Below are 20596 nucleotides of genomic sequence, written 5' to 3'. Positions count from 1 at the left end.
GCTGGCAAGACTGACGTTGCGCCTGTATGGGGGGAGAGAGGCCGCGGAAGGACAGAAAAACATGCAGCATCTCGAAGAGCGTATCGCGCATCTGACCCGCACGGTGGACGAGTTGAGTGATATCGTGGCGCGGCAGCACGACGAGATCGACCGGTTGGCGCGGCGGGTCGAAATGCTGATGCGGCGCGAGGCCGAAAGGGTCGCCGAAGGTAGTGGCGGGGTCATCCTGGGCGATGAGCGCCCGCCGCATTACTGAGGCGTTTGGTACGTCGAATTGACCGTTTTGTACCCGCTCTCGGGGACGGTTTGACCGTTTTGTACAGGTGTGCGGGCGCGGGTACCGCGCCGCTCAGGCCATTAATTCCGGACTGGCGTTACGGGTCAGCAACTCCTGCACCAGCGGGTTCGGGAACCGCCGCCGCTGGGTGACGGCGAAGAAGGTCTCGCGGATGCGCGGGTGCGCCCGCGCCTCGACCAGACGACCCGAGGTGAGCTCGTCCCGGACCACGATGGGGGCGACCAGCGCCAGCCCGATATCCTCGCGTGCCAGCAGGCGCATCATCGCCATGTCATCGACCTCGGCCACCACCTGTGGCCGCACCCCCATCCGGCTGGCCATGGCGTCGAAGGCGGTGCGCAGGGTGCTGTCGGTGGTGGGCAGGATGAAGGGTTGTTCCGCCAGCAGCGCCTTGATCGGGCGGTCGGGGTCCAGCCGGTCGGGCGTGCCGACGATGCTGACCGCCTGTTCGGCGACATGGTGGGTCTCGTAAGGCGTCAGGCTGTCATCGGGCGGTTCACGGTTCATCAGCACCATGTCGAGGTTCAGGGTGCCCAGACCTTCGAGCAGTTCGGTGGGGCTGCCGGAGCGGAGGATGACCTCGACATCCTCGCGTCCGAGGATGGGGCGCAGAAAGCCGATCTGGAAGTTGCGCGACAGCGTGGCCTGTGCGCCCACGCGCAGCGCCCGCCGGGTGCGGCCGGTTTCCTGAAGCGTCGCCACCAGTTCCTGCCCGGTGGCGAAGATCGCATCGGCATGGTCGAGCGCGATGCGCCCGGCCTCGGTCAGGTGCAGCTGGCGACCGCGCCGCTCGAACAGGGCGTGGCCCAGGCGGTCTTCGAGCTGCTTGATCTGCACCGAGAGAGCCGATTGCGACAGGTTCAGACGCTCGGCCGTGCGAGTCAGGTTGCCGTCATGGGCGACGGCCCAGAAATAGCGCAGGTGATGATAGTTCAACGGCATATCGTTCTGTTTAGATGAACGTTTTCGTGCAAACAATGAATTTTTATTAAAGGCACTGATAACCTAGGTCCAGTGCAAAGGGCTGTGCCCGCAAGGATCGAAGGGAATTGCCATGTGGTATCTGTATCTGCCTCTCTTGAGTCCGCTGCTGTTGCTGGCGGTTGTTGTTCAAGCGCGCCGCACGCCGGGCCTGCGCCCGGGACGCTTGCCGAAACTGGCCGAGAGCGCGGCGCTGGCCGGATTTGCGGTGGCCGTTGTCGCGGCGCTGTTTCTGGTTTTGAACGGGCCGGGCACTTCAGGCCTGATCGGGATCTGGGGGATCGGGCTGTCGGTGCAGCTGGATGCGGTCAGCGCCACGATGCTGGTTCTGGTCAGCTTCATCGGCTGGATCGTCCTGCGCTATAGCGCCACCTACATGGATGGCGAGGCGCGGCAGGGCGCCTTTACCGGCGGGATGGCGGCCATTCTGGCCGCGGTCCTGCTGCTGGTTATGTCCGGCAACCTGGTGCAGATGCTGGCGGCCTGGACGGCGACCAGCCTGGTGCTGGGCCGGCTCTTGCTGTTCTATCCCGAGCGCACCACCGCCCGGCGCGCGGCACGCAAGAAAGCTGTCGTTGCACGGCTGAGCGAGGTGGCGCTGGCGGGTGCGGTGGTGCTGTTGATCGCGGCCTATGGCACGACGGATATCGCCACGATCCTGGACGCGGCCACGCCCGGCTGGGCAACGCTGGCGGCAGCGGCGCTGCTGGCGCTGGCGGCGGCTCTCGCCTCGGCCCAGTTCCCGGTACATGGCTGGCTGACCGAGGTGATGGAGGCGCCGACGCCGGTCTCGGCCCTGCTGCATGCGGGTGTGATCAATGCCGGGGGGTTCCTGCTGATCCGGATGGCCGATGTGATGCTGACGGCACCGGGCGTGATGGCGGTGCTGGTGATGCTGGGCGGGCTGACGGCGCTGTTTGGCGGGCTGGTGATGCTGACGCAACCGGCGGTCAAGACCTCGCTGGCGTGGTCGACCATCGCGCAGATGGCCTTCATGATCATGCAATGCGGTCTGGCGCTGTTCCCGCTGGCGCTGCTGCATATCGTGGCGCATTCGCTGTACAAGGCGCATGCCTTTTTGAGCGCGGGCGAAGCGGTGCGCAACGTGGCCGCGATCCGTCGGCCCGGCCCGGTGGCGGTGCCAAGTGCGCGCAACGTGGTGCAGGCCTTTGTCATCGGGATCGCGATCTACGGGCTGGTAGGGCTGGTCTTTGGCTTTGACGGCAAGTCGGTGCAGGCCATTGCGCTGGGGGTAATCCTGATCTTTGGCGTGGCCTATCTGCTGGCGCAGGGGTTTGCCGATGCGGCGCCCGGCGCCCTGACCCGGCGGATGGTGATCTATGCCTCGGTCACCTCGGTCAGCTACTTCGTTCTGCAACTTGTAGCGCTGCATCTGACCGCCGGGACACTGCCGCCGGTGCCCGCACCGGGGCCGCTGGAATGGGCGCTGATCGTGCTGGCGCTGATCAGTTTCGGCGTGGTTGCGGTGGCGCAAGCGACCTTCCCGCTCTGGGCCATGCATCCGGCGGCCGCCGGTATCCGGGTGCACCTGTCGAACGGACTTTATGCCAATGCGATCTTTGACCGGCTGCTGGACGGCTGGTCGAAGCGGACCCCTGCCTGACCTGGAGACGAGAGAGATGTTTGCAAAGCTTGAAACCATGCCCGCCCCGCTTCTGGAACTGGTGTCCGAGGCCAATGGCGCCGCGCGCGCGATCCCGCCGCTGTTCCCGCTGTCGGCGAGCGTCGCGGTCAACCCCTTTCTGGGCCAGTCGGACGAGCCGCTGGCGGTGAGCGCCGCGCGGCTGGCGCGGGTGTCCGGGACCCTGATCATGCCCGAGCGGTCGGTCTGGGCCGAGAAGTTCTCGGCAGGCGAGATATTGGAGAGCGATCTGGCGGCGGCGCTGCGGTCGGCCCGGTTCGGGCGGCTGACGCTGGCCGAGGTGGTGGCGGCGGTGGAGACGCAGGCCGCGCAGCCCGAGGCGCTGCCCACGGTGGCCGATCTGGCCGCCGAGGTGTCGGGCGTCGACTGGCCCGGTCTGATCGAGGACCGGATCGGGGTCTGGGCGGCCAGCCATTTCGATGAAGGACAGGCGCTGTGGCAGCCGGGGCGGACCGGCGGGGCGTTCAGTGCATGGCGCGAGTTTGCCAGCCGTGACCTGACGCCCGAGATTCACGGGCTGACTGGGTTCGGTGCCTTTGTCGCGGCGACCAACCGGTCGCATTGGCGGGCAATCGGACGGGCGAGCGAGGCGCTGGGGCTGAGCACAGCGGCCTCTGACACAGCCTTTCACCGCTGGTTGATGACGCTGGGCGGTTGGGCGCAATATGCCCGCTACCTGCTGTGGCAGGCCGAGCTGGAAGGGGCGACCGACAACACGGTGACCGAGCTGCTGGCGATCCGGATGGTGTTCGACGAGGCGTTGATGGGGCTTTACGGCGCTCAGATCGCGGATCGCTGGGCCAAGGCGGTGGCCGCGCATGAGGCGCCGGTGACGCCCACGCGGGACATGGCCATCGACGCGGTCTGGCAGGAGGCCAGTGAGCGGGCGGCGCAGCGCAGGCTGGCCGAGACGCTGGAGGGCGGCGCGGCAGCGATCCGGCAGGAACGGCCTGCGGTGCAGGCCGCGTTCTGCATCGACGTGCGGTCCGAAGTGTTCCGCCGGGCGCTGGAGGCACAGGACGCAGGCATAGAGACCATCGGCTTTGCCGGGTTCTTTGGCCTGGCCAGTGCGCACCGGGCGGCCGGGTCGGACGTGGTCGAGACGCGGGGGCCGGTGCTGCTGAGGCCTGGGGTGCAGTCGCAGGCGGTGGAACCCGGCGAGGTGGACCTGGGGCGCCGGTACACTGCGCGGGCCGGGCGGGCCTGGGGCCGGTTCAAGCTGGCGGCGGTGTCGTCCTTTGCCTTTGTCGAGGCGACGGGGCCGGTCTATGCCGGCAAGCTGGTGCGCGATGCACTGGGGCTGGGCAAGGTGGCCAAGGCCGATCCGGCGCCGCAGCTCGACCCAGCGATTGGCCCCGAGGCACGGGTTGCCATGGCACGGACTGTGCTGGGCGCGATGTCGCTGACAAGCGGGTTCGCGCGGGTGGTGATGGTTGCGGGTCATGGCGCCGATGTCACCAACAACCCGCATGAAAGCGCTTTGCAGTGCGGGGCCTGCGGCGGTTATGCGGGCGATGTGAACGCGCGGCTGCTGGCCGGGCTGCTGAACGACGCGGGCGTGCGCGAGGGGCTGCGGGCGGAGGGGGTCGAGATCCCCGCCGACACGGTGTTCCTGGCCGCGCTGCACCATACGACAACCGACCGGGTGACGCTGTTCGATCAGGACCTGCCGTCAGGCGATTGGGCGGCGGATATCGCGCGGCTCAGGGCCTGGCTGGAGCAGGCCGGGCAACTGGCACGCGCCGAGCGCGCCGCCCGGCTGCCGCGTGCCAAGGGCGGGGCGGATATTGCCCGGCGGGCGCAGGACTGGGCAGAATTGCGCCCCGAATGGGGGCTGGCGGGCTGCCGTGCCTTTGTCGCCGCCCCCCGGCACCGGACCGAAGGCACCGGGCTGGCGGGACAGGCGTTTCTCCACAACTATGACTGGCGCCGCGACGAAGGCTTTGGCGTGCTGGAACTGATCCTGACCGCGCCGGTGGTGGTCGCAAGCTGGATCAGCCTGCAATATTACGGCTCGACCGTGGCCCCTGCCCTGTTCGGCGGCGGCAACAAGCTGCTTCATAACGTGGTGGGCGGTATCGGCGTGCTGGAGGGCAACGGCGGCGCGCCGCGCCCGGGCCTGCCGTGGCAGTCGGTGCATGACGGCGAAGGGTTCCAGCACGAGCCGCTGCGCCTGTCGGTGGTGATCGAGGCGCCGCGCGCGGCGATGACCGACGTATTGCGGCGGCACCCCGGGGTCAGGGCGCTCTTTGACAATGGCTGGCTGCACCTGATCGCGATGGACGATACGGGCAAGCTGGCCTGGCGTTATGACGGTGATCTGACCTGGGTGCCCTTTGCACCTGAGGCACAAGTGGATCGGGCAATCGCCGCCGAATGAGGCGGCCAATTGCCCCCGCGCGGCGGCAAGTCCCCCGCCGCTGCGCGTCTGGCCGTTACAGCCCCAGCGTGGATTTCACCGCCGTATCGACCACCCCGCCCAAAAGCGCGTTCTGGTCTGACTGGCATCCTTCGCCCAGCGCGGCGACGAAGGCTTCGCGCAGGCGGGTCTTGTCCTCCTCCGAGGTGGAGTAGGCGGTGATGTCGATCTCGCGGTTGTAGAGCGACAGCGCCACCATCTTCGACACCACGTCGAGGACATAGGCCTCGTCCCCGTCGGCCTCGTCGATGACCGACTGGCAGGTGTGGTACATCACGTCGAGCGCGTCCTGCACCATCTTCTCGGCCTCTTCATCCGCCCGCGCGGCGGTGGTGAACAGGCAGGTCGCGGCAAGTGCGGCGATCCAATGTCTTGTGTCAAACATCCCGGCCTCCCGACTGGATATCGCGTGGGTGTGTCACTTCTTGTTGGCGCCGACGATGGCGCCGACAACCGCGCCCGCGGCGGCGGTCTTGCTGTCGCCGACCAGTGCCCCGACCCCGGCGCCGATCAGGGCCCCCTTTATGGCACGGTCGGTTTTCTTGTCGGCAAGCGCCGCGCCGGGCGCGATCGCGGCAAGGCCCAGGGCAAATGCCAGCGCGGCGGTCAGGTGAAAACGAGGGTTTACTGTCATGTCTGTCCTCCCTTCAAGGGTTCTGACGAAAAACGGAGACAGGGGAAGTATCGTCTCAGATCTCCTCGACGTCCAGCACCCCGTCAAGCGACTTGATCGCGCCCTTGATCTGGGGATTGAGGGGGAAATCCTGGCCCAGGTCCATCTCGACCTCGCCGGGCAGGCCGGGATCCATCAGGCAGAGCTGGATCGGGCCGCGGGCGGCATTGCGGGCGGCCTGCGCCGCCTCGGCCAGGATATGGGCGACGGTGGCCACGGCGCTGGCATCGTCCATGAAGACGCGCAGGCCGGTGGCGCCCGCCTCGGCCACCACGGTATCGGCGGGACCGACCGAGCGGGCCAGTAGTTTGAGCTGGTCGGCCTCCATCGTCGCCTCGGCGGTCAGCACCACATGGGAACCGGTTTCGAGATAGTCGCGGCTTTTCTCCAGCACTTCGGAGAAGAGCGTCACCTCGAACGCGCCGGTGGGGTCGGACATCTGGGCAAAGGCGAAGCGGTTGCCCCGGGCGGATTTGCGCTCCTGCCGCCCGGCGACAACGCCCGCCATCTTGGCAAGAACCGGGCCTGAGCGGGCCTGTTCGGTGACCTCGTCCAGCGTCAGCACGCCCCGGCGTTTCAGCGCGGGCATATAGTCGTCGAGCGGGTGGCCCGAGAGGTAGAAGCCGATCGCCTTGAACTCCTCCGAGAGGCGTTCGGCAGGCAGCCAGTCGGGCACGGCGGCCAGACGCGGTTCGGGCAGGTCGTCGCCCGCCTCGCCAAAGAGCGAGACCTGGTTCGAGGCTTTCTGGTCGTGGATGGCGGCGGAATAGGCGCTGAGCGCCTCGATGCTTTCAAACACCCGGCGGCGGTTGGGGTCGAGCTGGTCAAAGGCCCCGGCGCGCGCGAGCATTTCCAGCGGACGTTTGCCGACCTTTTTCAGATCGACCCGGCGGGCCAGGTCGAAAAGGTTGACGAAGGGTTTGTTGCCGCGCCCCTCGACCACCAGGCGCATCGCCTCGACGCCCACGTTCTTGAGCGCGCCCAGCGCATAGACGAGCTCTCCGTTCACCACGTCGAAGGTGGCCTGGGAGCGGTTCACGCAGGGCGGCACGTAAGGCAGGCCCAGCCCCTTGCGGACCTCTTCGAAATAGACCGCCAGCTTGTCGGTCAGGTGGATATCGCAGTTCATGACGCCCGCCATGAACTCGACCGGGTGGTTGGCCTTGAGCCAGGCGGTCTGGTAGCTGACCACGGCATAGGCGGCGGCGTGGGATTTGTTGAAGCCGTAATTGGCGAATTTTTCCAGCAGGTCGAAGACCTCGCCCGCCTTTTCCTTGGTCACGCCGTTGGCGGTGGCCCCTTCGATGAACTTGGGGCGTTCCTTGGCCATTTCCTCGGCGATCTTCTTGCCCATGGCGCGGCGCAAGAGGTCGGCGCCGCCAAGGCTGTAGCCCGCCATCACCTGGGCGATCTGCATCACCTGTTCCTGATAGACGATGATGCCCTGGGTTTCTTCGAGGATGAAGTCGATCGAGGGGTGGATCGAAGCCAGATCGCGGACGCCGTTCTTGACCTCGCAATAGACCGGGATGTTCTCCATGGGCCCGGGGCGGTAGAGCGCCACAAGGGCCACGATATCCTCGATACAGGTGGGTTTCATGCGCTTGAGCGCATCCATCATGCCCGAACTTTCCACCTGGAACACGGCGACGGTCTTGGCGGCGGAATAGAGTTTATAGGTGGGCTCGTCATCCAGCGGGATGGCGTTGATCTGGTTCTGGGCCCCTTCCGCCGGGTCGTAGAGCTGGCGCCCGTCTGCGGCCACATGCAGCGGGCGGCCCGATTTGAAGATCAGATCCATCGCGTTCTGGATCACGGTCAGGGTCTTGAGACCCAGAAAGTCGAATTTCACCAGCCCCGCCTGTTCCACCCATTTCATGTTGAACTGGGTGGCCGGCATGTCCGAGCGCGGATCCTGGTAGAGCGGCACCAGCGCATCAAGCGGGCGGTCGCCGATCACCACGCCCGCCGCATGGGTCGAGGCATTCCGGAGCAGCCCTTCGACCTGCTGGCCATAGGTCAACAGGCGGTCGACCACCTCTTCCTCGCGCGCGGCATCGCGCAGGCGCGGCTCGTCGGCCAACGCCTTTTCGATGCTGACGGGTTTCACGCCTTCGACCGGGATCATCTTGGAGAGGCGATCCACCTGGCCATAGGGCATCTGCAACACCCGGCCGATGTCGCGCACGGCGGCCTTGGACAGAAGCGCACCGAAGGTGATGATCTGCCCCACCTTGTCGCGGCCGTACTTCTCCTGCACGTAGCGGATCACCTCTTCGCGCCGGTCCATGCAGAAGTCGATGTCGAAGTCGGGCATCGAGACCCGCTCGGGGTTCAGGAAGCGTTCGAAGAGCAGGCTGTAACGCAGCGGGTCGAGGTCGGTGATGGTCAGCGCATAGGCCACCAGCGAGCCCGCGCCCGAGCCCCGCCCCGGCCCCACCGGGATGTCATGATCCTTGGCCCATTTGATGAAATCGGCCACGATCAGGAAGTAACCGGGAAAGCCCATCCCTTCGATGATGTCGAGCTCGAAATCGAGCCGTTTCTGGTAATCCTCGGCGCTGACCGCATGCGGGATAACCGCAAGACGGGCCTGCAAGCCCGCGTTGGCCTGGCGGCGCAGTTCCTGCACCTCGTCATCGGCGAACTTCGGCAGGATCGGCGCGCGCTTGTAGGCCATGAAGGCGCAGCGGCGGGCGATCTCGACGGTATTCTCGACCGCCTCGGGCAGATCGGCAAAGAGCGTCGCCATCTCCTGCGGCGATTTTAGGTAATGCTGCGCGGTCAGGCGGCGGCGGCCCTGCTGCTGATCGACATAGGCGCCCTCGGCGATGCAGATCAGCGCATCATGCGCCTCGTACATGTCGGAGCTGGGGAAATAGACATCGTTGGTGGCCACCAGCGGCAGGCCCTTGGCATAGGCCATCTCGACATGGCCGCGTTCCGTCAGGCGCTCGGCCTCGGGCGCGCCACCCTCGCCCGGGTGGCGTTGCAGCTCGATATAAAGCCGGTCGGGGAACATGCCCGCCAGCTGGTCCACCAACGTCTCGGCCGCCGGGCGCTGACCCTGCTGCAAAAGCCGCCCCACCGGCCCGTCGGGCCCGCCGCTGAGACAGATCAGCCCTTCGGAATGGGCGGCAAGCTCGTCCAGCGTGACCTGCGGCAGCTGCCCGCCCTTGTCGATGTAAAGGCAGCTGTTGAGCTTCATCAGGTTCTCGTACCCCGCCTCGGACTGGGCCAGCAGAACGATCCCGGCAGGCGGCTTCGGCTTTTCCCCCGGCATCGGCGTGACATAGGCCAGCGAGACCTGGCAGCCGATGATCGGCTGGATGCCCGCGCCGCTGGCCGAAACCGAGAATTCCAGCGCAGCAAACAGGTTGTTGGTATCGGTGACCGCCACCGCCGGCATGCCCATCTTCTCGCAAAGCGCGGGCAGTTTCTTGAGCCGGATCGCGCCTTCGAGAAGCGAGTATTCGGTATGCAGGCGGAGGTGGATGAATCGGGGGTTACTGCTCATGCCAGAGACGATAGGCGATCCGGATCAGGGGCGCCACGGGGGATGTGACGACCCCGGCGAAAACCCCGATTGCGGGACGCCCGGGAATAGCTTAGCGAGATGGCAACCAGGCTCTTTTCCCCCGAGTCGCCCTTGGACCTGTTCCTGACCTTTGCCCTTGTGGGCTTTACCGCGCAGCTTGCAGACAGTGCCCTGGGCATGGGGTTCGGTGTCATCTCGGCCTCGGTCCTTTTGGCCCAAGGTGTGCCGCCGCCGCTGGTGTCCGCCAGTGTCAACGCGGCCAAGGTGCCGACCGGCATCGTGGCGGGGATTTCCCATGCGCTCAACGGCAATATCGACAAGGCGCTGTTTGGGCGCCTGGCGCTGGCCGGGGCCGCGGGGGGTATCATCGGCGCGCTGATTCTGGGCGAGCTGAAACGGCCGGTGCTGACGGTGATCATCGGCGGATACCTCTTGCTGATCGGCGGGCTGATCCTGTGGCGCGGGCTGTCTGGGCGGGCGCCGCGCCTGTTGGCGACCGGACGGATCTCGGCGCTGGGCGCCACCGGCGGGCTGATCGAGGGGATCGGCGGCAGCTGGGGGCCGGTGGTGACCAGCGGGCTGATCGGCGCGGGCCACGAGCCGCGCCGCGCCATCGGATCCTCGGCGCTGGCCGAACTGGTGGTGAGCCTGACGGTGTTCCTGGCGCTGATGGCCGGGTACCATCTGGGCCGGTGGGGCACCGGGCGCGACCTGCACGAGGTGTTGCTGCCCGTGGCTGGACTGGTGGCCGGCGGCGTGCCTGCGGCGCTGGTGGGCGGCCGGCTGGCGCCATCGCGCCGCGGCGGCCCCTGACGTTGGCGGTGGGATTGCTGGCGATCGGGATCGGCCTGCAACGGCTGGCCTCGCTGCTCTGAGGCGACAGGACGGGCCACAGACTACCACCCGTTCGCCAAAAGGCCGCTTGCGATTATTCGTTAAAACCTGAAGGTCTTTCAAACCCACGTCCGGGCCGCAGGGGCAGACCGTTGATTCAGTTGGAGTATTTTTCAGGCATCTTTTCAAACCCGCCACGGACAACGCAAAAATGTTGCAGCGCAGAATGAGTTTTTCTTGCCAGATGGCCGCTCGCGTTTCTAACCTTTTGCCATAACACAGCCCGCCTCTTCTTCTACGTCGCATCGAAGGAGGGCACCGATGGGCCAACAGGGTAAGGCGACGGGTTTCACAGTATGAAGATCACGTTTCTTCTGAACGGAGAGACAGTGGAGCTGGTGGAGGCCGACCCCACCGCGACGCTGCTCGACTGGCTGCGCGAGGATCGCGGTCTGACCGGCACCAAGGAAGGCTGCAACGAGGGCGATTGCGGCGCCTGCACCGTGGCCGTCAGCGATGCCGATGGCACCCGCGCCCTGAACGCCTGCATCCTGTTCTTGCCGCAGCTTCACGGCAAGGCGGTGCGCACGGTCGAGGGGCTGGGCGGCAGCCATCCGGTGCAACAGGCCATGGTGACCCATCACGGCAGCCAGTGCGGCTTCTGCACGCCGGGCTTCGTGATGTCGATGGTCGCGGGCCATGCCGAGGGCGCCACCGACCACGACACCCAACTGGCCGGCAATCTCTGCCGCTGCACTGGCTATGCCCCGATCATCCGTGCCGCCCGCGCGGTCGAAAGCGCGCCGAAACCCGACTGGCTCGCCACCGATCGCGCCTTCATTTCGCCGGAAATACTCCGGGGGGAGGCCGCAGGCCGGGGGGCAGAGCCCCCCTCTTCCAGTGCGCCAGTTGCCCAAGAGGCAATGGCGGGTGGGGCAAAGCCCCCCTCTTCCCCAGCATCCTCCGATGAACTCGCGGCACTCTATGCCGCCCACCCCGACGCCACGCTGGTCGCCGGGGCGACCGATGTGGGCCTCTGGGTCACCAAGCAGTTGCGCGGCCTGCCCAAGGTCATTTTCCTTTCCGGCTGCGCCGATCTGAAGGAGATCGAGGTCACCGATACCCAAGTGCGCCTCGGTGCCATGGTCGACATGAACCGGATGCGCGACACTGTCGCCCCCCTGCACCCGTCCTATGGCGAAATGATCCGCCGCTATGCCAGCGTACAGGTGCGCAATGCCGCCACTGTCGGCGGCAACATCGCCAATGGCTCGCCCATCGGTGACAACCCGCCCGCGCTGATCGCGCTGGGGGCCACCCTGCAACTGCGCCGGGGCGATACCCGCCGCGACCTGCCGCTCGAGGCGTTCTTCCTCGACTATGGCAAGCAGGACCGCGCGCCTGGCGAGTTTGTCGAGGCGGTGAGTTTTCCGCGCCAGCCCGACCGGCTGAAATGCTACAAGCTGTCGAAGCGTTTCGATCAGGATATCTCGGCCGTCTGCGGCTGTTTCAACATCACGGTCGAGGGCGGCAGCGTCACCGCCGCCCGCATCGCCTTTGGCGGTATGGCGGGCATCCCGAAACGCGCCCGCGCGGTCGAGGCGGCGCTGACCGGACAGCCCTGGACACAAGAGGTTGTTAACGCGGCCCTGCCAGAGTTCGAGTCCGATTTCACCCCGATGTCGGACATGCGCGCCTCGGCCGCTTACCGGATGGAGACCGCCAAGGCGATGCTGCGCCGCTATTTCGCCGAGGATCAGGGCCTGTTGGCCAATGTGCTGGAGGTACGGGCATGAGCGTCGCCAAACCCCTGCCGCATGACGCGGCGCCGCTGCATGTGGCAGGCACTGCCCGTTATGTCGATGACATCCCCACCCCGCGCGACACGCTGCATCTGGCCTTTGGCCTGAGCACGATTGCCAAGGGGCGGATCACCGCGATGAACCTCGAAGAGGTGAAGCGCGCGCCCGGCGTGGTCCGGGTGATGGTGGCCGATGACCTGCCCTTTGCCAATGACGTCTCGCCCTCGGCCCATGACGAGCCGCTTTTGTCGGACGGCACCGTTCACTATGTGGGCCAGCCGCTGTTCGTGGTGGTGGCCACCAGCCACCTGGCCGCGCGCAAGGCGGTACGGCGGGCGCGGATCGACTATGCCGAGGAACCCGCGATCCTGACCATCGAACAGGCGTTGGCGGCCGACAGCCGCTTCGAGGACGGGCCGCGCATCTACGAGAAAGGCGATGCCGAGGCGGCGATTGCCGGGGCGGCCCATGTCATCGAAGGCACGTTCGAGCTGGGCGGGCAGGAGCATTTCTATCTCGAAGGTCAGGCCGCGCTGGCCCTGCCTGGCGAGGGCGGCGACATGCTGGTGCACAGTTCCACCCAGCACCCGACCGAGATCCAGCACAAGGTGGCCGAGGCCTTGGGCGTGCCGATGCACGCCGTCCGGGTCGAGACCCGCCGCATGGGCGGCGGCTTTGGCGGCAAGGAAAGCCAGGGCAACGCGCTGGCGGTGGCCTGCGCCGTGGCGGCGCGCGCCACCGGGCGCGCCTGCAAGATGCGCTATGACCGCGACGACGACATGGTGATCACCGGCAAGCGCCATGCTTTTCGCATCGCCTATCGCGCCGGATTCGACACCGAGGGCCGGATTCAGGGCGTCTCCTTCCTGCATCACGCGATCTGCGGCTGGGCGCAGGACCTGTCGCTGCCGGTGGCAGACCGGGCGATGCTGCATGCGGATAATGCCTATCTACTGCCCAATGCGCGGATCGAAAGCCACCGGCTGAAGACCAATACCCAATCCGCCACCGCCTATCGCGGCTTTGGCGGGCCGCAGGGGATGGTCGGGATCGAGCGGGTCATGGATCATGCCGCGCATGTGCTGGGGATCGACCCGGTCGAGTTGAGGCAGCGCAATTACTATGCGGCGCCAGAGGGGGGCTCTGCCCCCCGGCCTTCGGCCTCCCCCCGGAGTATTTCCAGCGGAATGAAGGAGAATACCACGCCCTATGGGCAGGTGGTCGAGGATTTCGAGCTGCACGGGATGACCGAGGCGCTGCTGGCGTCTTCGGACTACGCCGCGCGAAAGGCAGCGGTGGCGGCGTGGAACGCGGCCAATCCGATCGTCAAGCGGGGCATCGCCTTTTCGCCGGTGAAATTCGGGATTTCGTTCACCCTGACCCATCTGAACCAGGCGGGCGCGCTGGTGCATGTCTATCAGGATGGCTCCGTGCATCTGAACCATGGCGGCACCGAGATGGGCCAGGGCCTGTTCCAGAAAGTGGCGCAGGTGGCGGCAAGCCGGTTCGGCATTCCGCTGGAGATGGTCAAGATCACCGCCACCGATACAGCCAAGGTGCCCAATACTTCGGCCACGGCGGCCTCGTCGGGGTCGGACCTGAATGGCATGGCGGTCAAGGCCGCCTGCGACACCATCCGCGACCGGATGGCGGCCTCTCTGGCCGAGCGGCATCAGGCGGAGGTCGCCTCGGTCCGGTTCGGGAATGGGCAGGTCGAGGTGGGCGAGGCGCGCTACAGCTTTGCCGAAGCGGCGGCGCTGGCCTATCAGGGGCGGATCAGCCTGTCGGCGACCGGGTTCTACAAGACGCCCAAGATCGAATGGGACCGGATCCAGGGACGCGGGCGGCCGTTTTACTACTTTGCCTATGGCGCCTCGGTGACCGAGGTGGCGGTGGACACGCTGACCGGCGAATACCGCATCCTGCGCGCGGACATCCTGCATGATGCCGGTGCCTCGCTGAACCCCGATCTGGATATCGGCCAGGTCGAGGGCGGCTATGTGCAGGGTGCGGGCTGGCTGACCACCGAGGAGCTGGTCTGGGACGATCACGGACGGCTGAGGACGCATGCGCCTTCGACCTACAAGATCCCGGCCTGTTCGGACCGGCCCGAGGTGTTCAACGTGGCGCTATGGGACGGGCAGAACCGTGAGGACACGATCTACCGGTCGAAGGCCGTGGGCGAGCCGCCGTTCATGCTGGGCATCTCGGCCTGGCTGGCTTTGTCTGATGCTGTGGCGTCCTGTGGCGATGCCTATCCGGCGCTGAACGCGCCGGCGACGGCGGAGGAGGTCTGGAAAGGCATCCGGAGGCATGGCGATGGCATTTGATCTGGAGGGGCTGCGCGCGGCGGTGGCCGACCATGGGGTGGTGACCCGGGTGGTGATCGCGGCGATCAGGGGATCGTCCCCGCGCGAGGTGGGCGCGGCGATGCTTGTCTGGAAGAACGGCCAGTCTGGCACTATCGGCGGCGGTGCCTTGGAGTTTCAGGCGGCAGAGGCGGCGCGGGCCGGGCGGCTGGGGCTGAGCCGGCATGCGCTGGGGCCGGAGCTGGGCCAGTGCTGCGGCGGGGCGGTGACGCTGTTGACGGAAGTCTGGGATGCGGCGCGGCTGGAGGCGATTGACGGCGAGGTTGTCGCGCGGGCGGCGAGCGGCGCGGCACCTGCCCCGCTGGCGGTCAAGCGCCTGCTGGCGCGGGCGCGCGGACAGGGAGTACTCCCCGAGGCGCAGCTGGTCGGCGACTGGATGGTCGAGCCTGTGTTGAGACCGGCGCGGCAGCTCTGGATCTGGGGCGCGGGCCATGTGGGCCGCGCGCTGGTCGATGTGCTGTCGCCGCTGCCCGAGATCGCCATCACCTGGGTCGATACCGGGGTGGAGCGGTTTCCCGAATCCATCCCTGCCGGGGTGACGCCGCTACCCGCGGCGCGGCCCGCCGATCTGGTTGCCTATGCGCCGCGCACGGCCGAGCACCTGATCCTGACCTATTCGCATGAATTGGACCTGGAACTGTGCAACCGGTTGCTGCGGCACGATTTTGCCTTTGCCGGGCTGATTGGCTCGGCTACCAAATGGGCGCGATTCCGGTCGCGGCTGGCCGCTCTTGGTCACACGCCGCAGCAGATCGATCGCATCACCTGTCCCATCGGCGATCCCGCCCTGGGCAAACATCCCGCCAGCATCGCCATTGGCGTTGCCGCCCGGCTGCTGAGCCCGGCGCATAGCGAAACGACAAGGAAGGAGCTGAGCGCGTGAGCACACCACTTCTGAGCATCAAGGGGCTGACCAAGGCCTATCCCGGCGTGGTCGCCAACGACAATGTCAGTTTCGACATTGGCGAGGGCGAGGTGCATGCCCTCTTGGGCGAGAACGGCGCGGGCAAGTCCACGCTGGTCAAGATGATCTATGGGCTGGTCAAGCCCGACAGCGGCACCATGTCCCTGCGCGGCGCGCCCTATGCGCCGCCCGAGCCGCGCGCGGCGCGGGCTGACGGGATTGCCATGGTGTTCCAGCATTTCTCGCTGTTCGACGCGCTGAACGTGGCCGAGAACATCGCGCTGGGGATGGAGAACCCGCCCGCGATGGGCGATCTGGCCGCGCGCATCCGCGAGGTTAGCGAGACCTATGGCCTGCCTCTGGATCCGTTCCGCACCGTCGGTGATCTGAGCGCGGGCGAGCGGCAGCGGGTCGAGATCATCCGCTGCCTGTTGCAGGACCCCAAGCTGTTGATCATGGACGAGCCGACCAGCGTGCTGACGCCGCAGGAGGTGGAGATCCTGTTCCAGACGCTGCAAAAGCTGCGCTCCGAAGGGACGTCGATCCTCTATATCAGCCACAAGCTGGAGGAGATCCGCACACTTTGCGATCATGCCACCATCCTGCGGCTGGGCAAGAACGTGGGCGAATGCACCCCGGCCGACACCTCGGCCCGGGACATGGCCGAGATGATGGTGGGCACGGCGCTGAAGACGCCGGAACGGTCGGGCCGGGAGTTCGGCGAGATCGCGCTGGATATCTCGGGCCTGTCGGTGCCCTCGCCCAGCGAATTCGGCACCTCGCTGAAGAATGTGCATATGACGGTGCGCAAGGGCGAGGTTCTGGGCATCGGCGGGGTTGCGGGCAACGGGCAGGACGAACTCTTGGCCGTCTTGTCGGGCGAGATCCTGACGGCGGCGGACGCGGTCAAGAAGGATGGCCAGCCGGTGGGCCGGATGGGTCCGACGGCGCGGCGGCGGCTGGGCCTGCTGACGGCGCCCGAAGAACGGCTGGGCCATGCAGCGGCGCCCAACATGAGCCTTACGGAAAACGCGCTGCTCACCGGATCGGTGCGCGAGGGGCTGGAAAGCAACGGGTTCCTGAAATGGGCCGAAACGCAGGCGTTCGCCGAGCGGATCATCAAGGAATTCGACGTGCGCACGCCGGGGCCGGAAAACGCGGCGCGGTCGCTGTCGGGCGGCAACCTGCAAAAATTCGTCATCGGGCGCGAGGTGTTGCAGAACCCTGACGTGCTGGTGGTGAACCAGCCCACCTGGGGCGTGGATGCATCGGCGGCGGCCGCGATCCGGCAGGCGCTGCTGGATCTGGCGGCCAAGGGCACGGCGGTGGTCTGCATCAGCCAGGACCTGGACGAGCTGATGGAGATCTCGGACACGTTCGCGGCGCTGAACGAGGGGCGGCTGAGCGCACCGCGCACCACCACCGGGCTGACCGTGGACGAGATCGGCCTGATGATGGGCGGCGCCCACGGGATGGAGGTGGCGCATGTCTGACCTCATCCTGAAACAGACTGACAACAAGAACACCGTGATTGGGGGGACGCGCGGATGATCGTTCTGGAGAAACGGCCGCAGCCTTCGCGGGCCTGGTCGATGGCGACGCCGCTGGTGGCGGTGCTGGCCACCATGTTTTTCGGCGGGCTGCTGTTTGCGGCGCTGGGCAAGAACCCGGTCGAGGCGATCGGCACCATCTTTTGGGAGCCGCTGTTCGGGGAATATGCGTTCTACTATCGTCCGCAACTGTTGGTGAAAGGGGCGCCGCTGGTGCTGATCGCCATCGGCCTTTCCCTGGGGTTCCGCGCGGGCATCTGGAACATCGGGGCCGAGGGGCAGTACATCATGGGCGCCATCGTGGGCGCCGGTGTGGGGCTGGCCTTTTACCCGATGGAGGCGTTCTACATCTTTCCGTTGATGGTGATCGCGGGGGCACTGGGCGGATGGGCATGGGCCATGGTGCCCGCCTTCCTCAAGGTGCGGTTCGGCACCAACGAGATCCTGGTGTCGCTGATGATGGTCTATGTGGCCGAGCAGCTCTTGGCCTCGATGTCGCTTGGGTTGTTGAAGAACCCCGAAGGCTTCGGCTTTCCCGGTTCGCGCAACCTGCAATCCTATGCCAGCGCACATAATGCCGAGCTGATCGAAGGAACGGGGATGCATTGGGGCGTGGTGGCGGCGCTGATCGCGGTGATCTTTGCCTATGTTCTCTTGAACCGGCACATGACCGGGTTCCACATCCGCCTGACCGGCGAGGCGCCGCGCGCGGCGCGGTTTGCCGGGGTGAAACCAGCCCGGCTGATCCTGTTCTGCCTAGGCGTCTCGGGCGCGCTGGCGGGGCTGGCGGGGCTGTTCGAGGTCTCGGGCCCATCGGGCCAGATCAGCATCGATTTTAACGTGGGCTATGGCTTTACCGCGATCATCGTGGCCTTTCTGGGCCGGTTGCATCCGGTGGGCATCCTGCTGGCCGGAGGGCTGATGGCGCTGACCTATATCGGTGGCGAGATCGCACAGGGCAGCCTGGGCCTGCCTGCCGCCGCGATCCAGGTGTTCCAGGGGATGCTGCTCTTTTTCCTGCTGGCGCTGGATCTGTTGACCAACTACCGCATCCGTGCGGCCCGCAAAGAGGTGGCGTGAACCATGGACCTGTCTGCAATCAATCCCGTCCTTCTGGTGGCCTCTCTCATGGTCGCCGCAACCCCCCTCTTGCTGGCTGCAATCGGTGAATTGGTGGTGGAGCGCGCGGGCGTTCTGAACCTGGGCGTCGAGGGGATGATGATCGTCGGTGCGATCAGCGGTTTTGCCATCGCGGTCGAAACCGGCTCGCCCTGGCTTGGGTTCATCGGCGCCGCTATCGGCGGCGCGATCCTGTCGCTCTTGTTCGTGGTGCTGACCCAGGTGGCGCTGGCCAATCAGGTGGCGAGCGGTCTGGCGCTGACGCTGTTCGGTCTGGGGCTGAGCGCGTTGATGGGCCAGTCCTATGTCGGGATCAAGCCACCCGCGATGGGCAAGCTCGACATTCCGGTGCTGAGCGATCTGCCGGTCGTGGGGCCGATCCTGTTCAGCCATGATCTGGTCCTGTACCTGGGCATCGCGCTGACGGGTGCGGTCTGGTGGATGCTGAAGTACAGCCGCGCGGGCCTGATCCTGCGCGCGGTGGGCGAGAATCACGACGCCGCCCATGCGCTGGGTTACAAGGTGATCCGCATCCGGGTCATGGCGATCATGTTCGGTGGCGCCTGTGCCGGGCTGGGCGGGGCCTATATCAGCCTCATTCGCGTGCCGCAGTGGACCGAGGGCATGACCGCCGGTGTCGGCTGGATCGCGCTGGCGCTGGTGGTGTTCGCAAGCTGGAAGCCCTGGCGGGCGCTGCTTGGTGCCTATCTCTTTGGCGGCGTCACGGTCGTTCAGCTTAATCTGCAAGCAGCGGGCGTTGCCATTCCGGTCGAGTATCTGGCAATGTCGCCCTACATCATCACCATCCTTGTTCTTGTCATCCTTTCGGCGGACAAGAGCAGCGCACCGGCCTCGCTGGGCCGCACCTTCCACGCCTCTCACTGACGAGAGCAAACTAACAACCAAACAGGGGAGTTCCTAAATGAAATTCACGTCTCTTCTCGCAACCGCCGCGATGGCGCTGGGTCTGGCGACCGGCGCGATGGCGCAGGACAAGACCAAGGTCGGTTTTGTCTATGTCGGCCCCGTGGGCGACGGCGGCTGGACCTATGAGCATAACAAGGGCCGTCTGGCCGTCGAGGAGCATTTCGGCGACAAGGTCGAGACCGTCTTCGTCGAAAGCGTGCCCGAGGGCCCGGATGCCGAGCGGGTGATGACCCAGATGGCGCTGGAAGGCGCCGACCTGATCTTTACCACCTCGTTTGGCTACATGGATCCGACGATCAACGTGGCCAAGAAGTTCCCGAAGGTGAAGTTCGAGCATGCCACCGGCTACAAGACCGCGCCAAACGTGTCGGTCTATTCGGCCCGTTTCTATGAGGGCCGCGCCGTGCAGGGCACCATTGCCGGGCGCATGACCAAGTCGAACGTGGTGGGCTATATCGGCTCTTACCCGATCCCCGAAGTGATCCGGGGCATCAACTCGGCCTTTATCCACGCCCGCAAGGTGAACCCGGACGTTCAGTTCAAGATCGTCTGGGCCTATACCTGGTTCGACCCGGCGAAAGAGGCCGATGCGGCCAAGGTGCTGATCGAACAGGGTGCCGACGTGATCCTGCAACACACCGATTCGACCGCACCGCAGGCCGCCGCGCAGGCCGCAGGCAACGTCATCACCTTTGGCCAGGCCTCGGACATGAGCGAATATGCCCCGATGCCGCGCGTCAGCTCGATCATCGACAACTGGGCGCCCTACTATATCGCGCGCACCCAGGCGGTGATGGACGGCAGCTGGGCCACCGTGAACACCTGGGACGGCATCGGCGCCGGAATGGTGGGCATCGGCGAGATCTCGGACGCAGTTCCGGCCGAGGTGAAGGCCGAGGCGCTGGCGCTGAAGGACGCGATCGCAAGCGGCTCCTACCACCCGTTCACCGGCCCGCTGAAGAAGCAGGACGGTTCGGACTGGCTGGCCGAGGGCGAAACCGCCGATGACGGCACGCTGGCGGGCATGAACTTCTATGTCGAAGGTATCGAAGGCGATATCCCGAACTGATCCCCGGTCTGAAACCTGGATCCAAGGCCCCGCTTCGGCGGGGCCTTTTTCACTTCGCCCACGCCTCTGGACCGGGGCGAATCGGCGGAGTTTGGCCTATGCGTGCAACGGGGTTCGGTATTCCCGCATAGGATGCTGACTGGCCATCATGTATCCTGTTCCTGCCCCGCACGTATTTTCAGGGGCGGCACTTTTCATCAAGGAGACTGACATGGCACGTTTTGTTGTCGATACTGGCGATCTGGAAATGGACCGGAACTCGGAGCTGGAGCTTCAGGCGGACATCCAGAAGATGGTTCTGGGCCATATCGCCCGCACCGGGTTCGAGAAACCCTGGGTCACCAAGTTCCCGCGCGAATGGTACGGGATCATCCTGCATCCCGAACTGGGCCCGCTGCTGGAGCGGGAAAAGGAACTGGGCGGCATGCTCGCCCGTATGGGGTGATCACG

General features: G+C 66.2%; 16 protein-coding genes. 12 read left to right on the top strand and 4 right to left on the bottom strand.

Going from position 1 to position 20596, the window contains the following annotated elements:
* The first annotated feature begins 61 nt into the window (after positions 1-61).
* Entirely contained in the window at positions 62-256 is a 195-nt protein-coding gene (locus OEZ49_RS13435; RefSeq protein WP_164133066.1) for a SlyX family protein, read from the top strand.
* A 93-nt stretch (positions 257-349) separates the two neighbouring features.
* On the opposite strand, the gene OEZ49_RS13430 is transcribed toward OEZ49_RS13435, so the two are convergent.
* Positions 350-1240, bottom strand: a complete 891-nt coding sequence (locus OEZ49_RS13430) for a LysR family transcriptional regulator (protein ID WP_164133067.1) — start codon at positions 1238-1240, stop codon at positions 350-352.
* A 112-nt stretch (positions 1241-1352) separates the two neighbouring features.
* On the opposite strand from OEZ49_RS13430, the gene OEZ49_RS13425 reads away from it, so the two are divergent.
* Positions 1353-2903 (top strand): proton-conducting transporter transmembrane domain-containing protein, encoded by a 1551-nt coding sequence (locus OEZ49_RS13425; protein WP_263388788.1) that lies wholly within the window; start codon positions 1353-1355, stop codon positions 2901-2903.
* 16 nt (positions 2904-2919) lie between these two features.
* Positions 2920-5322 (top strand): YbcC family protein, encoded by a 2403-nt coding sequence (locus OEZ49_RS13420; protein WP_263388787.1) that lies wholly within the window; start codon positions 2920-2922, stop codon positions 5320-5322.
* Positions 5323-5377: 55 nt separating this feature from the next.
* Here the strand turns inward: OEZ49_RS13420 and OEZ49_RS13415 are convergent, their stop codons facing one another.
* From OEZ49_RS13415 to dnaE, 3 genes are read right to left on the bottom strand one after another with little or no spacing between them, the layout of a single operon-like run.
* Positions 5378-5746: a hypothetical protein gene (locus tag OEZ49_RS13415; RefSeq protein WP_164133070.1), complete on the bottom strand. Its 369-nt coding sequence runs from the start codon at positions 5744-5746 to the stop codon at positions 5378-5380.
* 33 nt (positions 5747-5779) lie between these two features.
* Positions 5780-5995: a hypothetical protein gene (locus OEZ49_RS13410; protein ID WP_263388786.1), complete on the bottom strand. Its 216-nt coding sequence runs from the start codon at positions 5993-5995 to the stop codon at positions 5780-5782.
* 55 nt (positions 5996-6050) lie between these two features.
* Positions 6051-9551 carry a DNA polymerase III subunit alpha gene (dnaE, locus tag OEZ49_RS13405; RefSeq protein ID WP_263388785.1) on the bottom strand — a complete coding sequence of 1167 codons (3501 nt, stop codon included), beginning with the start codon at positions 9549-9551 and terminating at the stop codon, positions 6051-6053.
* A 99-nt stretch (positions 9552-9650) separates the two neighbouring features.
* Here dnaE and OEZ49_RS13400 point away from each other — a divergent pair, with 99 nt between their 5' ends.
* From OEZ49_RS13400 to OEZ49_RS13360, 9 genes are all read left to right on the top strand, one after another.
* Positions 9651-10385 carry a sulfite exporter TauE/SafE family protein gene (locus OEZ49_RS13400; protein WP_263388784.1) on the top strand — a complete coding sequence of 245 codons (735 nt, stop codon included), beginning with the start codon at positions 9651-9653 and terminating at the stop codon, positions 10383-10385.
* A 377-nt stretch (positions 10386-10762) separates the two neighbouring features.
* Positions 10763-12202: a xanthine dehydrogenase small subunit gene (gene xdhA / locus OEZ49_RS13395; protein ID WP_263388783.1), complete on the top strand. Its 1440-nt coding sequence runs from the start codon at positions 10763-10765 to the stop codon at positions 12200-12202.
* A complete protein-coding gene (gene xdhB, locus OEZ49_RS13390) occupies positions 12199-14538 on the top strand; it encodes a xanthine dehydrogenase molybdopterin binding subunit (protein ID WP_263388782.1) in 2340 nt (779 codons plus the stop codon). The genes xdhA and xdhB overlap by 4 nt, the downstream gene beginning before the upstream one ends.
* Positions 14528-15460 carry a xanthine dehydrogenase accessory protein XdhC gene (gene xdhC / locus OEZ49_RS13385; protein ID WP_263388781.1) on the top strand — a complete coding sequence of 311 codons (933 nt, stop codon included), beginning with the start codon at positions 14528-14530 and terminating at the stop codon, positions 15458-15460. The genes xdhB and xdhC overlap by 11 nt, the downstream gene beginning before the upstream one ends.
* Positions 15457-16974: an ABC transporter ATP-binding protein gene (locus tag OEZ49_RS13380; protein ID WP_263388780.1), complete on the top strand. Its 1518-nt coding sequence runs from the start codon at positions 15457-15459 to the stop codon at positions 16972-16974. The genes xdhC and OEZ49_RS13380 overlap by 4 nt, the downstream gene beginning before the upstream one ends.
* Before the next feature lie 54 nt (positions 16975-17028).
* The gene (locus tag OEZ49_RS13375) at positions 17029-18111 is read left to right on the top strand and encodes an ABC transporter permease (RefSeq protein WP_263388779.1); all 1083 of its coding nucleotides are present in this window, start codon (positions 17029-17031) and stop codon (positions 18109-18111) included.
* Between the two features lie 3 nt (positions 18112-18114).
* Complete coding sequence (locus OEZ49_RS13370; protein ID WP_263388778.1) at positions 18115-19035, top strand: ABC transporter permease; 921 nt, start codon at positions 18115-18117, stop codon at positions 19033-19035.
* Between the two features lie 37 nt (positions 19036-19072).
* Positions 19073-20146, top strand: a complete 1074-nt coding sequence (locus OEZ49_RS13365; protein WP_164133081.1) for a BMP family ABC transporter substrate-binding protein — start codon at positions 19073-19075, stop codon at positions 20144-20146.
* A 211-nt stretch (positions 20147-20357) separates the two neighbouring features.
* The gene (locus OEZ49_RS13360) at positions 20358-20591 is read left to right on the top strand and encodes a hypothetical protein (protein ID WP_164133082.1); all 234 of its coding nucleotides are present in this window, start codon (positions 20358-20360) and stop codon (positions 20589-20591) included.
* The last annotated feature ends 5 nt before the right edge of the window (positions 20592-20596 follow it).

The organism is Ruegeria marisflavi (assembly GCF_025673445.1).
GTDB classification, from domain to species: Bacteria; Pseudomonadota; Alphaproteobacteria; order Rhodobacterales; family Rhodobacteraceae; genus Ruegeria_B; species Ruegeria_B marisflavi.
The sequence above is the reverse complement of the archived record's forward strand: the minus strand, read 5'-3'. Positions and strand labels throughout refer to the sequence as shown.

Coding starts and splice junctions, on each gene's coding strand:
- OEZ49_RS13410 (WP_263388786.1), bottom strand. CDS start 5,995: ATGACAGTAAACCCTCGTTTTCACCTGACCGCCGCGCTGGCATTTGCC.
- OEZ49_RS13400 (WP_263388784.1), top strand. CDS start 9,651: ATGGCAACCAGGCTCTTTTCCCCCGAGTCGCCCTTGGACCTGTTCCTG.
- OEZ49_RS13415 (WP_164133070.1), bottom strand. CDS start 5,746: ATGTTTGACACAAGACATTGGATCGCCGCACTTGCCGCGACCTGCCTG.
- xdhB (WP_263388782.1), top strand. CDS start 12,199: ATGAGCGTCGCCAAACCCCTGCCGCATGACGCGGCGCCGCTGCATGTG.
- OEZ49_RS13375 (WP_263388779.1), top strand. CDS start 17,029: ATGATCGTTCTGGAGAAACGGCCGCAGCCTTCGCGGGCCTGGTCGATG.
- OEZ49_RS13420 (WP_263388787.1), top strand. CDS start 2,920: ATGTTTGCAAAGCTTGAAACCATGCCCGCCCCGCTTCTGGAACTGGTG.
- OEZ49_RS13430 (WP_164133067.1), bottom strand. CDS start 1,240: ATGCCGTTGAACTATCATCACCTGCGCTATTTCTGGGCCGTCGCCCAT.
- dnaE (WP_263388785.1), bottom strand. CDS start 9,551: ATGAGCAGTAACCCCCGATTCATCCACCTCCGCCTGCATACCGAATAC.
- xdhA (WP_263388783.1), top strand. CDS start 10,763: ATGAAGATCACGTTTCTTCTGAACGGAGAGACAGTGGAGCTGGTGGAG.
- OEZ49_RS13425 (WP_263388788.1), top strand. CDS start 1,353: ATGTGGTATCTGTATCTGCCTCTCTTGAGTCCGCTGCTGTTGCTGGCG.
- OEZ49_RS13365 (WP_164133081.1), top strand. CDS start 19,073: ATGAAATTCACGTCTCTTCTCGCAACCGCCGCGATGGCGCTGGGTCTG.
- OEZ49_RS13360 (WP_164133082.1), top strand. CDS start 20,358: ATGGCACGTTTTGTTGTCGATACTGGCGATCTGGAAATGGACCGGAAC.
- OEZ49_RS13435 (WP_164133066.1), top strand. CDS start 62: ATGCAGCATCTCGAAGAGCGTATCGCGCATCTGACCCGCACGGTGGAC.
- xdhC (WP_263388781.1), top strand. CDS start 14,528: ATGGCATTTGATCTGGAGGGGCTGCGCGCGGCGGTGGCCGACCATGGG.
- OEZ49_RS13370 (WP_263388778.1), top strand. CDS start 18,115: ATGGACCTGTCTGCAATCAATCCCGTCCTTCTGGTGGCCTCTCTCATG.